Raw genomic sequence first — 13,173 nt, 5'->3', positions numbered from 1 at the left:
CACGCTACCGTGACGACCGGATCCGTCGTCCAGCCCGGCAGCCCCTGATCGGAGCGCTCATGAGCGAGTACGTCGTCGTCGACCCCGCCACCGGCGAGACCGTCGCCAGCTACCCGACCGCCACCGACGAGCAGGTCGAGCAGGCGATCGCCGCGGCCACCGCGGCGCACCGCGGCTGGTCGCGCAGCTCGACCGCGGCCGAGCGCGGGGCCCTGCTGCGCCGGGTCGCCGAACTGCACCGCGAGCGCAAGGACGTCCTCGCCGCACTCATCGTGCGGGAGATGGGCAAGACGATCACCGCGGCGGAGGGCGAGGTCGACTTCGCCGCCGACATCTACGAGTACAACGCCGACAACGCCGAGAAGGTGACCGCCGACCAGCCGATCGAGCTGGCCGACGGCGCCGAGGGCACCGCGGTGATCCGCCGGGCCTCGCTGGGCCCGCTGCTGGGCGTCATGCCGTGGAACTTCCCCTACTACCAGGTGGCCCGGTTCGCCGGCCCGAACCTGGCGGTCGGCAACACCATCGTGCTCAAGCACGCCCCGCAGTGCCCGGAGTCCGCCGCCGCGATCGAGCAGGTGTTCCTCGACGCCGGCTTCCCCGAGGGCGCCTACGTCAACGTCTACGCCAGCAACGACCAGGCGGCGACGATCATCGCCGACCCCCGGGTCGCCGGGGTCTCGCTCACCGGCTCCGAGCGGGCCGGCACCGCCGTCGCCGAGGTGGCCGGCCGGCACCTGAAGAAGGTCGCCCTCGAGCTCGGCGGCTCCGACCCGTTCGTGCTCCTGTCCACCGACGACCTGGACGGCGCCGTCTCCGCCGCGGTCGAGGCCCGGATGGACAACAGCGGGCAGTCCTGCAACGCCGCCAAGCGCTTCGTCGTCCACGCCGACCTGTACGAGGACTTCCTCGCCGGCATCACCGCGAAGATGACCGCGATCGTGCCGGCCGACCCCACGAAGGCCGAGACCGAGCTGGGCCCGATGTCCTCGCTGCGCGCGGCCCAGACGCTGGAGGAGCAGGTGCAGCGGGCCGTCGCGCACGGCGCCACCCTGGTCGCCGGCGGCACCCGCACCGACGCGTTCTTCGAGCCCACCGTGCTCACCGACGTCACCCCGGACAACCCGGCCTACGGCGAGGAGTTCTTCGGCCCCGTCGCCGTCGTCTACTCGGTGCCCGACGAGGACGCCGCGGTCGAGCTGGCCAACGACACCGGCTTCGGCCTGGGCTCCTACGTGTTCACCACCGACGCGGAGCAGGGCGAGCGGGTCGCTGACCGGATCGAGGCCGGCATGGTCTACGTCAACCTCGTGCTCGCCGACTCCCCGGAGCTGCCCTTCGGCGGCATCAAGCGCAGCGGCACCTCGCGCGAGATGGGGCTGCTCGCCGCCGACGAGTTCGTGAACAAGAAGCTCGTCCGGATCGGCTGAGCGGGCCACAGCGACCGCTCAGCGAGGGGCTGGGGGCGGCACAGCGCGGGACCCGACGGTGGTCACACACCCACCGGAACCGTGCAGGAGTGATCGTGACCGACCCGCAGCCCCACCCGACCGAGCAGTTCCCGACCGCGACCCCGCCGACCGTCGAGGTCGAGGAGGCCCCCCGACGGCGCGGGCGGAAGCGGGTGGCCCTGGTCGCCGCGCTCGCCGTCGCCGTCCTCGCGGTCGGCGGTGGGGGTGGTTTCGCCATCGGCCGGGCCACCGCGCCGGAGACCGCCTCGACCTCGACCACCGACCAGCAGTTCCCCGGCGGCGGGCCGGGTGGGCAGCTGGGCACGCCCCCGGACGGTGGCGGGCCCATGGGCACCCTGCCCGGGCAGGACGACACCACCGACGACGGGACGGCGGAGGAACCCACCGCCTGAGCACCGATGACCCGGCGGGCGGACGCCGGTCTCAAGGGCAGGCGGGCGAGGATGGTCGCCCCGACACCCCAGGAGGACCCCCGTGCGCATGATCTTCGTGAACCTGCCGGTCACCGACGTGGAGGCCGCCAAGGCCTTCTACGCCGGGCTCGGCTTCGAGCAGAACCTGCAGTTCTCCGACGTCGACACCGCGAGCTTCGTCATCGAGGAGAACATCACCGCGATGGTGATGACCCGGGAGAAGTTCGCCGGGTTCCTGCCGCACGGGGCGACTGCGGGTGACCCGTCCCGTGCCGTGTCGGTGATGAACGCGTTGTCGGCAGCCGACCGGGCCGAGTGCGACGACCTGCTGGCCCGGGCGCTCGCGCACGGCGGGACGCAGTTCACCGCGCCGCAGGACCACGGCTTCATGTACGGCACCAGCTTCGCCGACCCGGACGGCAACGTCTGGGAGGCGGTCTGGATGGACCCGTCGGCGATCGCCGGCTGACCCGCCGGGGGTGAGCCGCACCGTGGTGGGGTGAGCCGCGACGGACAGCGGCTCACCCCACCAGCAGGCGGTCCTTCCTCAGCGGCGGGCGAGCTGGCGTTCGCCGTTCGGGCCGGTGGCGTAGGGCAGCTGGTAGTGCGCGAACACCTTCGGCTCCTCCTCGGCGGTGAGCTCGCCGTCGGTGTCGATGTTCGGGGCGGCCTTGGCCAGGTCGCGGGGGTAGGACACCCGGACCTCGCGGGGGCCGACGGTGGAGTCCTTCAGCGGGATGAAGACGAGGCTCTTGCCGCCGATCAGGCCGCCGATCTCGACGCCGATGAAGGACGGCTCGTCGCTGACGACGTCGACGTAGACCGACTCGAGGCTGCCGATCTTGTGGCCCTCGTTGTCGACGACGTTCTCGCCGCGCCAGTCGCGGATGTTGCCTGCGGGGATCATGCGGGTCCTCCCGTGGTGCTCGGCTCCGGATCTCGGAGCGTGTCGGCGCGAGAATGCCCCAGATCGGTCGTGCGCAACCGTCGACGTGCGGGGACTCACCCGTGTCCGTCCCTGGTTGTGATCCAGGCCACTCTCCGCTAGGGAGGGGACATGGGACGAGTCGAGGGCAAGGTCGCGCTGGTCACCGGCGCGGCACAGGGACAGGGCCGCAGTCACGCGTTGGAGCTGGCGCGGGAGGGCGCCGACGTCATCGCAGTCGACGTCTGCGAGCAGCTGGACGGCATGCCGTACCCGATGGGCACCTGGGAGAAGCTGCAGGAGACGGTCCGTCAGGTCGAGGCGCTGGACCGGCGGATCATCGCGGCGAAGGCCGACGTGCGGGACATGGACGCGTTGCAGGCAGCCGTGGACGACGGGGTCGCACAGCTGGGGCGGCTGGACATCGTGGCCGCGAACGCCGGCATCGGGTCCCGCCCGCACCGGGCGCACGAGATCGACCGGGACACCTGGCAGCAGATGATCGACGTCAACCTGACCGGCGTGTGGCAGACCTGCAAGGCCGCCATCCCGCACCTGCTGGAGGGTGGGCGGGGCGGCGCCCTGGTGCTGACGAGCTCCGCCGCCGGGCTGCAGGCCTACGCCAACATCGCCCACTACGTGTCGGCCAAGCACGGCGTCGTCGGGCTGATGAAGACCCTCGCGGTGGAGTACGCCCCGGACCGGATCCGGGTGAACTCGATCCACCCGACCCAGGTCGACACCGACATGATCATGAACGACGAGACGATGAAGCTCTTCGTGCCGGACAACCCGAACCCGACCCGAGAGGAGTTCGCCGTCTCCTCGCAGGCGATGAACGCCCTGCCGATCCCCTGGGTCGAGCCGATCGACATCTCGAAGGCCCTGGTGTTCCTGGCCAGCGACGACGCCCGCTACATCACCGGCGTCCCGCTGCCCGTGGACGCCGGCTGCCTCGTCAAGTAGCGGAGGGCCGGGGCGCAGGGATCCTGCGCTCCGGCACTCCGCTCAGCCGAGCTGGGCCTCGATGGCGGCGCGGACCTCGGCGGAGTCGGGCTCGGTGCGCGGGCGGAAGCGGGCGACGACGTCCCCGCTGCCCGAGAGCAGGAACTTCTCGAAGTTCCACTGCACGTCGCCGGCCTGTCCGGTGGCGTCGGGGACGGCGGTCAGCGCGCGGTAGAGCGGATCGGCGTCCGGGCCGTTGACCTCGAGCTTGTCCGTCATCGGGAACGTCACGCCGTAGGTCGCCGAGCAGAACGTCTCGATCTCCTCGGCGGTGCCGGGCTCCTGGCCGGCGAACTGGTTGCAGGGGACGCCGAGCACGGTGAACCCGCGGTCGGCGTACTCCTGCTGCAGCGCCTCCAGCCCGCGGTACTGCGGGGTCAGCCCGCACCGGCTGGCCACGTTCACCACCAACGAAGTCCGGCCGCCGGTGAGCTCGCCGAGCGTGGTGGGGGAGCCGGCGAGGGTGGACAGGGGCAGCTGCAGCAGGTCGGTCACGGGTCCACCTGATCAGACCCGGGTGCCGGCCAGCCGGAGAGGTCGTCGGGGACGTCGACGGCCTGCGCCCGCAGCATCTCCAGCGGCACGACCTCCAGCGCCTTCACGTTGGTCGCGGCCAGCACCACCCCGGCCGGTGCCCCGGCCTCGAACGCCTGCCGCCACCGGACGGCGACCACGCACCACCGGTCGCCCGGCGTCAGCCCGGCGAAGCCGTACTCCGGGCGCGGGGTGGTGAGGTCGTTGCCCAGCGCGGCCTGCATCGCCAGGAACTCGGCGCTGACCACGGCGCACACGGTGTGGCTGCCGACGTCGTCCGGACCGCTGGAGCAGTGCCCGTCGCGGTAGAAGCCGGTGACCGGGTCGGTGCCGCAGACCTCGAGCGGCCCGCCCAGCACGTTGCGCTCCCCGGGGGCGGTCACGCCGGTCCGTCCGAGCCCGCGGCGTAGTCGCGCAGCGGGATCTCGTCGGCGGCCCAGGCGTCGAGCACCGGCTGCACGATCCGCCAGCCCTGCTCGGCCTCGACGTCGGAGATCGACAGCGTCGGGTCGCCGGACAGCATCTCGCGCAGCAGCAGCCCGTAGGCCGGCAGCGTCTGCTCCGGGGACGTCGCCCGCAGCACCTCGCGTTCCAGGTCGAAGGGGTCCCCGGCGCCGTTGAGGTTGATCTCCAGTGCGATGCCGTCGGGGGACAGCTGCAGGCGCAGCACGTCGGGCTCGGGCTGCTCGTCGGCGAAGGCCAGGTGCGGCACCGGCTTGAACCGGACGACGATCTCCTTGCGCTGGGTGCCCAGCGCCTTGCCCGTGCGCAGCCGGAACGGCACCCCCGACCAGCGCCAGTTCTCGATGGTCACGGTGAACTCGGCGTACGTCTCGGTCTGCCGCGCGGGGTCCACGCCGTCCTCGGAGGCGTAGTCGGGCAGCTCGCGGCCGTCGATCGTGCCGGCGGTGTACCGGCCCCGCACGCTGCCGGCGACGTCGGCCCGGACCGCACTCAGCACGTCGCCCTTGCGGGCCTGCAGGGTCGCTGCGTCCAGGGACTGCGGCGGCTCCATCGCGACGACCGCGAGCAGCTGCAGCAGGTGGTTCTGCAGCATGTCCCGCAGCGCGCCGGCCTTGTCGTAGTAACCGGCCCGGCCCTCCAGCCCGAGGTCCTCGTCGAAGACGACGTCGACGCTGTCCACGTGCTGGGCGTTCCACACCGGCTCGAACACCCGGTTGGCGAAGCGCAGGCCCAGCACGTTGAGCACGGTCTGCTTGGCCAGGAAGTGGTCGATCCGGAAGACGCCCTCCTCCGGGACCAGCCCGTGCAGCACCTCGTTGAGCTCGCGGGCGTCCTCGATGCCGGTGCCGAACGGCTTCTCCACCACGACGCGGGAGCCCTCGGGCAGCCCGACCTCGCGCAGCGCGGTCAGCGTGGGCAGGAAGACGGTGTTGGGCAGTGCCAGGTAGACCACCGGCACGCCGTCCACCCGGTCCAGCGCCCGGCGCAGGTCCGCGGGGGAGGTGACGTCGCCGTGCTCGTGACCGAGCTGGGCCACCACCTTCTCCCGGGCGTCCTCGCCCAGGTCCTCGGCGTGCGCGGTCAGCCGCTCGCGGGCCCAGTCGCGGTAGGCCGCGTCGTCCCAGTCCTGCTGGCTGACCGCGAGCACCTGCACGTCACCGTCCAGCACCCCGCGTTCGTAGAGCTCCGCGAGGCTGGGCAGCAGCAACCGGCCGGTGAGGTCGCCGGAACCCCCGAGGACGACGAACGAACGCTTCACCTGCGACCTGCCTCTGCGCGACGTGCCTGGGCGATCTTCCACCCGGAGGCTATGACCCCGAGGTGGCTGAACGCCTGCGGGAAGTTGCCGAGGAACGATCCGTCCCTCGGGTCGATCTCCTCGCTGAGCAGGCCGAGCGGGGTGGCCCGGGCGCACAGCGAGTCGTACAGGGCCTCGGCCTCGTCGAGCCGGCCCTGCCCGGTGAGGTTGTCCACCAGCCAGAAGCTGCAGAGCAGGAACGCGCCCTCCTGGCCGGGCAGGCCGTCGTCGGACTCCGAGTGCAGGTAGCGGTAGAGCAGGCCGTCGCCGGCGTCGAGGTGCTCGCGGACCGCCTCCACGGTGGCGACCATCTTCGGGTCGTCGAAGGGGACGACGCCACGCAGCGGGAGGGCCAGCAGCGAGCCGTCCAGCCCGCCGTCGTTGGCCTCGCCGTCCTCCGCGAGGTGCTCGGTGAACGTGCCCCGTTCGGCGTCCCACGAGCGCTCGAGGACGGCGGCCCGCATCTCCCGGGCGGCCTCGGTCCAGCGCTCGCGCGGGTGGTCCAGGCCGCAGCGCTCGGCGATCTGCAGCGCGCGGTCGACCGCGACCTGGCACATCGCCACCGAGTAGGTGAACGGTCGGCCGGCGCCGCGGATCTCCCAGATGCCCTGGTCGGGCGTCGTCCACATCTCGATGGCCTGCTCGGCGAGGGCGTGCAGGGCCTCCCACAGGTGGGCGTCGACGACACCGCCGTCGGTGGTCCACTGGTGGGCGACGTCCATCAGCTCGCCGTAGACGTCGTGCTGGGTCTGCCCGGCGGCGCCGTTGCCCCAGCGCACGGGGCCGGAGTCCCGCCAGCCGCGCAGGGCCGGGTCCTCCCACTCCTCCGGCGGCTGCCCGCCGTCCAGGGCGTACATGATCTTCGGACCGCCGTCGCGCTCGGCGTTGGTGAGCGTCCAGGCCAGGAACGAGTCGGCCTCGGTGGTGAGCCCGATGCGGCGCAGCGCGAAGACCGAGAACGAGGCGTCGCGGACCCAGGTGTAGCGGTAGTCCCAGTTGCGGACCCCGCCCACCTCCTCGGGCAGGGACGACGTCGCGGCGGCCATGATCGCGCCGGTCGGGGCGTGGTCGAGCAGCTTGAGGGTGATCGCCGAGCGGCGGACCAGCCGGCGCTGCGGGCCCTCGTAGCGGATCCGGCCGGCCCAGGCGCGCCACGCGGTCGCGGTCTGGTGCACCAGCGCGGCGGGGTCCTGACGGTCCTGCAGCCGGGTGTTGCCCGACCAGTGCAGGGCCACGGTCAGGGGGTCGCCGGCGCGCAGCGTCACGGTGCCGCCCAGTGACCCGTCCTCGGCGACCTCGAGCGGGTGCGAGGACCACAGCGTGAGCCGCAGGTCGGGCTGTGCGGGCCAGGACAGCGCCCAGCCGCCGCCCTCCGGGCGCACCTGGACGTCGTCGCGGGGGCGCAGCCGCACGGTCAGCTCGGCCGAGCCGCTGACCACCCGGGCCAGCCGGAGCAGCTCCGAGCGGCCGGCGGGCACCAGCTCGGTGAGGTCGGCGCCGGCGCGCAGGGTGAGGCAGTCGGTGATCTCGACGACGCCGTCGGGGCCGTGCAGCTCGGTGAGCAGCACCCCGGTGTCGTCCAGGTAGCGCTGGTCGGCGGTCTCCAACCCGGCCATCGAGATCGAGAACTCCCCGCCGCGCTCGTGGTCGAGCAGCCCGGCCAGGAACGGCGGGGAGTCGAAGTCGGGCAGGCACAGCCAGGGGATCGAGCCGTCGCGGGCGACGAGCGCGCAGGTGGCGCCGTCCCCGATCAGGCCGTGGTCCTCGATCGGCAGGTGCCCGCGGTCGCGGGTCAGGGGGCGGGTCGGCACGGTGCTCTCCAGGGTGTCGGCTCGTCGATGGCCCCTGACCTGCCCGTTCTCGCACCGTCGAACCCCCCGGGTGTGCGTTCTGACAGGGTGGGTCTGTGACGGCCGACACCCCGCTCTGGTCACCCACCCCCGCCTCGATCGCGGCCAGCCGGCTGGGCCGGTTCGCCGCCTGGGTCGACGAGCGGCGCGGGCTGTCCCTCGGGCAGGACTACGACGCGATCTGGACGTGGTCGACCGAGCACCTGGACCAGTTCTGGGCCGATGTCGCCACCTGGTTCGACGTCTTCCCCGGCGAGGCCCCGGTGCGGGACGACGAGGTGCTGGGCTCACGGGCGATGCCGGGCGCGCAGTGGTTCCCCGAGCGGACCCTGAACCTGGCGCAGCTGGCGCTGCGGCACGCCTCCGACGACCGCCCGGCGATCATCGCGGTGCACGAGACCGAGACCGGGCTGAGCGACCCCGAGGAGCTCTCCTGGGCGTCGTTGCGCGGGCAGGTGGGGGCGTTCGCGACCACCCTGCGCGGGCTCGGCGTCCAGCGGGGTGACCGCGTCGCCGGCTACCTGCCCAACGTGCCCGAGGCGGTGGTCGCGTTCCTGGGGTGCGCCTCGATCGGCGCCGTCTGGTCGACCTGCGCGCCGGACTTCGGCACCCGCAGCGTGCTCGACCGGTTCGCCCAGATCGAGCCGGTGGTGCTCGTCGCCGTCGACGGCTACCGGTTCAACGGCAAGGAGCACGACCGCCGGGACGTCGTGGCCGAGCTGCGGGCCGCCCTGCCCACGGTGCGGACGACGATCGCGCTGCCGCGGCTGCACGTCGAGGTCCCGGACGGCGCGCTGGCCTGGGCCGACGCCGTGGCCGACGAGCAGGCGCCGGTGTTCGAGGCGCTGCCCTTCGACCACCCGCTGTGGATCGTGTTCAGCTCGGGCACCACCGGCCTGCCCAAGGGGATCGTGCACGGGCACGGCGGGGTGGCCCTCGAGCAGCTCAAGCAGGGCGGGCTGCACATCGACGTCGGGCCCGGCGACCGCTTCTACTGGTACGCCTCCACTGCCTGGATCATGTGGAACATCGCGACCTGTTCGCCGCTGACCGGGGCGACGGTCGTGGTGCACGACGGGGCGCCCGGGTTCCCGACGCTGGACACCCAGTTCGCCGTCGCCGAGGCGACCAGGCTGACCTACCTGGGCACCAGTGCGGGCTACCTGACCGCGTGCGAGCGGGCCGGGCTGCGTCCGGTGGACAACCGCGACCTGTCCGCGCTGCGCAGCATCGGCTCGACCGGGTCACCGCTGCCGGCGGCGGCCTACGAGTGGGTCTACTCCGCCGTGAAGCCCGACGTCTTCCTCGGGTCGCTGTCCGGGGGCACCGACGTCGCCACCGGGTTCATCGGCTCCTCACTGCTGCTGCCGGTGGTCGCCGGGGAGCTGCAGCGGCCGATGCTCGGCGTGGCCGCGGCGTCCTGGGACGAGGCCGGGCACCCCGTCGTCGGTGAGCTGGGCGAGCTGGTCGTCACCGAGCCGATGCCCTCGATGCCGCTGTTCTTCTGGGCCGACCCCGACGGCACCCGCTACCGGGAGGCCTACTTCGAGCCCTGGCCGGGGGTGTGGCGGCACGGTGACTGGCTGGAGACCACCCCGACCGGCAGCTGCATCATCACCGGTCGCTCGGACTCCACGCTCAACCGTGGCGGCGTCCGGATGGGCACCGCCGACCTGTACGCCGCGGTGGAGTCCATCCCGGCGATCGCCGACTGCGTGGTGCTGGGCGTCGAGCAACGCGACGGCGGCTACTGGATGCCGCTGTTCGTGCAGCTCGCGCCCGGGTTCGAGCTCACCGACGCGCTGGTCACCGAGATCCGGGACGCCGTCCGCCGCGACGCCAGCCCCCGGCACGTCCCCGACGAGGTGATCGTCGTCCCCGGGGTGCCGCACACCCGCACCGGCAAGCGGCTGGAGGTGCCGCTCAAGCGGCTCTTCCAGGGCGTCGTCCCGGAGAAGGCGCTGAACGTGGGCGCCGTCGACGACGCCTCGTTGGTCGACCACTACGTGCAGCTGGCCGCCGAGCGCGGGGTGCGCTGAACCAGGGGAGCCGTCAGCCGTTCGGGCGGCCGCCGCCCATGCCCCCGCCGCCCATGCCCCCGCCGGGCATCCCGCCGCCGCCCATGCCGGTGCTCGCGCCCTCGCCGGCGGTCACCGTCGTCGAGCTGCCGTCCACGGTCACCGTGTACGTCTCGCCGCTGGTGATGCCGGCGGCCGAGACGACCAGGGAGGCGGCGTCCTTCTCGGCCGTGTAGGTCGCGACCACGGTGCCGTCCCCGGCGGTCACCTGGATCGTGTCGCCGGCCGAGGCCGACCCCGACCAGACCAGCCAGCCCTGCGACGAGTCGGTGCCGGGCGTCTCGACCATGCCGGCGCTGCCGCCGGCGACCAGGGTGCCGCCGCTGACGGTGATCCCGCCGTTGCTGTCCAGCGCGCCGTTGCCCTGCCCGGTCGGGCCGTACACGGTGGTGTCGCCGCCGGTGACCGCCAGCGAGCCGTTGGAGTCCAGCCCGTCGCCCTCGGCGTCCACGACGAGGGTGCCGCCGCTGATGGTCAGGGTGCTGCCGTCGTCCGCCATGCCACCGCCCATGCCACCGCCCGTGCCGCCGCCGGTGTCCGACGTCGTCCCGGTCGAGGCGTTCACCCCGTCGTCGGACGACGTCACCGCGACGTCGCCGCCGCTCAGCGTGATGGCCGCGCTCTCCAGCCCCTCCACGGACGACGCGACGGTGAGCCTGCCGCCGGAGACGGTGAGGTCGACGTCGGCGTGCACCCCGTCGTCCCCGGAGTCCAGCGTGAGGGACCCGCCCGTCACGGAGACCGCGCCGTTGGAGTGCACGGCGTCGTCGGTGGCGTCCACGGTCGTGGCACCGTCGCCGACCACGACGCTGACATCGCCCTCGAGCCCCTTGGCGGCGGCGGTGACGTCCAGCGTGCCGCCGCCCACGACCACGTCGGTCGCGGCGTCGACCCCGTCGACACCGGCGGTCACGGTGACCGAGCCGTCGGCGACGTAGACGTACCCGCGGGTGACGTCCTCGGTGTCGTCGCTCTTCAGCCCGTCGCCGCCCGCGGTCACCGTCACGTCGCCGTCGAGCACGACGACGGAGTCCTGCCCGCGGATGCCGTCGTCGGCTGCGTCGACGACGACCGTCCCGGACTCGACCGTGACGCCGTCGGAGCTGTTGATCCCGTCGTTGGACGCCCCGGTGACCTGCAGCGAGCCGGTGCCGGTGACCACCAGGTCCGCCGACGAGTCGATCGCCGCGCTGGTGCCGTCGTCGGCGTGGTCGGCGGTGTCGGCGACCTCGTTGGTCGAGCCGTCGGCCAGCGACAGCACCACCGTCTCGGCGTTCGTCACCGCGATGCCCGCGCTGGTCGGTGAGGTGATCGTGGCGCCGTCCAGCACCAGGACGACGTCCTCGGTGTCGACGGTGTCGACGACGACCTGCCCCTCGAGCTCACCGGACAGCACGTAGGTGCCGGCTGCGGTGATGGTGACCGTGTCCCCGTCGACGGACACCGCACCCGAGTCCGCCGACGCGGTGTCGCCCTCCAGCGAGATCGCGGTCCCCGAGCCCACGTCGGACGACGTCACCCAGCCGTCGTTCGCGGCCAGCGCCGCCTCGACCGTCGTCCCGGTGGCGGCGGTGACCGCACCCGCGACCTCGGCGGAGACCGCGGTGTCCGACGACGCCGTGGTGGTGGAGGTGGTGCCGCAGGCGGCGATGAGGGTGGCGGCGGCGCCGGCCACGAGGGCGGCGCGCAGACGGCGGACGGTCACGAGGACTCCAGAGCGGTGAGGTGGCGGGTGAGGACGGGGTGCCAGCGGTTGGCCGGCAGGGTGGGGTGCAGTGCGGCGAGGCCGGTGCCGAACTTGGAGATGCGGGCCGGGCGGACCCCGCAGCGCCAGAGCAGCCGGTCGGCGGCCGAGGGCTGCGCGCCGGACTTCGTCTCCACGACCACCCGGTGCGGCAGGTCGAGCCGGCGGCCGTCGGGGGTGGTCCAGCGGAGTCCGGCGTCGAGGGTCAGCCGGCTGTCGGAACGGGGGAGCAGCAGCGTCGTCCGGCGGTAGGTGGTGGTCAGCACCGGCACCAGCGCGACGCCGCGCAGGTCGGGCAGGCCGGCGGCGCAGAACGCGTCGTCGAGGAAGGCCCGGTCGCCGCCGAGGGAGCGCTGCTTGACCGTGGCGCCCCGCGGCCCGCGGGTCTTGAGCTCCAGCCAGGTCTCGCCGGTCTCCAGGTAGGTGCGGCGGCGGACCTTGAAGCGGCGGCGCCGGCCGTGCGCGGCCAGGTGGTAGCCGGCGAGGTCGGGGGTGTCGAGGTACAGCGAGTCGTAGCCGGAGTCCCGCCGTCCCTGGATGCAGAGCACCCGGGGCGCCTCGGTCGCGGCCAGCCGGGCGAGCACCTGCTCGGCGTGCGCCGGGGTGAGCAGGTACTTGCGGTCGACCCGGGTCTGCAGCGCGGCCCGCTCGACCAGTTCGGCGAGCTCGACGGTGGGCAGGTCGGCGACGACGCTCACCGGCGGGCCTCCGCGGTCAGCTGCTCGTGCGCACCCGTCAGCGCGGGGTGTGCGGACAGCTCGTACCGGACGTCGACCAGCGTGGTGTCGTCGACCAGGTCGACCCGCTGCACCGTCACCTGGTGCACCCGGGCGCCCAGCAGGCCCTCCAGGTGCGCGGTGAGCGCGGACTCGTCGGTGAACGCCCGGTCCAGCACCAGGGTGGTGTGCCGGTGCCGGCGGAACAGCCGGGGGTGCCCCGAGGCCCACATGACCACGACGATCAGCGCCATCAGCAGGGGCACCAGCCACTCCGACTGCGCCGTGCCCGAGCCCAGCCCGCCGAGCAGCCCGAGTGCCAGGGCCGCGAAGTAGAACGCCACCTCGTGCTGGGCCAGCTCGGTGGAGCGCAGCCGGATGATCGACAGCACGCCGAACAGGCCCAGCCCGAGCCCCGCGCCGACGCTGCTGGTGGACAGCGCGGCAGCGACCGCCAGCACGCCGACGTTGACGCCGAGGAAGGCCGCGAGCAGGTCGCGGCGGCGGTGCCGGGGGAAGTAGACGCCGAAGGCCAGGACGCCGATGGCGACCAGGTCGGCGAGGTAGAGCACGAGCGAGGACATCGGGATCCGTCCGTCGGGGGTGGGGTTCGACGGGGACTCTGCGGAGCCCCGGTGTGCGGGCACCCGCTGCTCGCTGAGCGGCAGCTGTGC

At 73.3% G+C, this 13,173-nt stretch carries 13 protein-coding genes; 5 read left to right on the top strand and 8 right to left on the bottom strand.

What is annotated here, in order from left to right:
• The first annotated feature begins 59 nt into the window (after window positions 1-59).
• From F1C76_07915 to F1C76_07905, 3 genes are all read left to right on the top strand, one after another.
• Window positions 60-1,430 (top strand): NAD-dependent succinate-semialdehyde dehydrogenase, encoded by a 1,371-nt coding sequence (locus F1C76_07915; GenBank protein QNG36523.1) that lies wholly within the window; start codon window positions 60-62, stop codon window positions 1,428-1,430.
• Between the two features lie 95 nt (window positions 1,431-1,525).
• Window positions 1,526-1,864 carry a hypothetical protein gene (locus F1C76_07910; GenBank protein ID QNG36522.1) on the top strand — a complete coding sequence of 113 codons (339 nt, stop codon included), beginning with the start codon at window positions 1,526-1,528 and terminating at the stop codon, window positions 1,862-1,864.
• Window positions 1,865-1,952: 88 nt separating this feature from the next.
• Window positions 1,953-2,354, top strand: a complete 402-nt coding sequence (locus F1C76_07905; protein QNG36521.1) for a glyoxalase — start codon at window positions 1,953-1,955, stop codon at window positions 2,352-2,354.
• Between the two features lie 78 nt (window positions 2,355-2,432).
• Here F1C76_07905 and F1C76_07900 read toward each other — a convergent pair whose 3' ends face one another.
• Window positions 2,433-2,792 carry a PRC-barrel domain containing protein gene (locus F1C76_07900; GenBank protein ID QNG36520.1) on the bottom strand — a complete coding sequence of 120 codons (360 nt, stop codon included), beginning with the start codon at window positions 2,790-2,792 and terminating at the stop codon, window positions 2,433-2,435.
• 150 nt (window positions 2,793-2,942) lie between these two features.
• Between F1C76_07900 and F1C76_07895 the strand changes: the two genes are divergently transcribed.
• Window positions 2,943-3,776 carry a mycofactocin-coupled SDR family oxidoreductase gene (locus F1C76_07895; protein QNG36519.1) on the top strand — a complete coding sequence of 278 codons (834 nt, stop codon included), beginning with the start codon at window positions 2,943-2,945 and terminating at the stop codon, window positions 3,774-3,776.
• Between the two features lie 42 nt (window positions 3,777-3,818).
• Here the strand turns inward: F1C76_07895 and F1C76_07890 are convergent, their stop codons facing one another.
• The 4 genes from F1C76_07890 to F1C76_07875 are packed head-to-tail and all read right to left on the bottom strand — an operon-like array spanning window position 3,819 to window position 7,922.
• Window positions 3,819-4,310, bottom strand: a complete 492-nt coding sequence (locus F1C76_07890) for a glutathione peroxidase (GenBank protein QNG36518.1) — start codon at window positions 4,308-4,310, stop codon at window positions 3,819-3,821.
• On the bottom strand, window positions 4,307-4,732 hold the full coding sequence (locus F1C76_07885; GenBank protein ID QNG36517.1) for a DUF2237 domain-containing protein: 426 nt from the start codon (window positions 4,730-4,732) through the stop codon (window positions 4,307-4,309). The genes F1C76_07890 and F1C76_07885 overlap by 4 nt, the downstream gene beginning before the upstream one ends.
• Window positions 4,729-6,072, bottom strand: a complete 1,344-nt coding sequence (locus tag F1C76_07880) for a glucose-6-phosphate dehydrogenase (GenBank protein ID QNG36516.1) — start codon at window positions 6,070-6,072, stop codon at window positions 4,729-4,731. Before F1C76_07880 ends, F1C76_07885 begins: the two co-directional genes overlap by 4 nt.
• A complete protein-coding gene (locus tag F1C76_07875) occupies window positions 6,069-7,922 on the bottom strand; it encodes a glycoside hydrolase family 15 protein (GenBank protein ID QNG36515.1) in 1,854 nt (617 codons plus the stop codon). Before F1C76_07875 ends, F1C76_07880 begins: the two co-directional genes overlap by 4 nt.
• 95 nt (window positions 7,923-8,017) lie before the next feature.
• Between F1C76_07875 and F1C76_07870 the strand changes: the two genes are divergently transcribed.
• Entirely contained in the window at window positions 8,018-10,000 is a 1,983-nt protein-coding gene (locus F1C76_07870) for an acetoacetate--CoA ligase (protein ID QNG36514.1), read from the top strand.
• A 13-nt stretch (window positions 10,001-10,013) separates the two neighbouring features.
• On the opposite strand, the gene F1C76_07865 is transcribed toward F1C76_07870, so the two are convergent.
• Genes F1C76_07865 through F1C76_07855 form a run of 3 tightly spaced genes read right to left on the bottom strand, consistent with a single transcriptional unit; the run spans window position 10,014 to window position 13,083 of the window.
• Complete coding sequence (locus F1C76_07865) at window positions 10,014-11,744, bottom strand: carbohydrate-binding domain-containing protein (protein ID QNG36513.1); 1,731 nt, start codon at window positions 11,742-11,744, stop codon at window positions 10,014-10,016.
• Window positions 11,741-12,481, bottom strand: coding sequence for a VTC domain-containing protein (locus F1C76_07860; GenBank protein QNG36512.1), 741 nt, complete (start codon window positions 12,479-12,481; stop codon window positions 11,741-11,743). Before F1C76_07860 ends, F1C76_07865 begins: the two co-directional genes overlap by 4 nt.
• Window positions 12,478-13,083, bottom strand: coding sequence for a DUF4956 domain-containing protein (locus tag F1C76_07855; GenBank protein QNG36511.1), 606 nt, complete (start codon window positions 13,081-13,083; stop codon window positions 12,478-12,480). Before F1C76_07855 ends, F1C76_07860 begins: the two co-directional genes overlap by 4 nt.
• Between the last annotated feature and the right edge of the window lie 90 nt (window positions 13,084-13,173).

It is taken from the genome of Geodermatophilaceae bacterium NBWT11 (genome assembly GCA_014218215.1).
Lineage (GTDB): Bacteria > Actinomycetota > Actinomycetes > Mycobacteriales > Geodermatophilaceae > Klenkia.
Note: the sequence above shows the minus strand (reverse complement) of the source record. Positions and strands in the feature narration are given on the sequence as shown.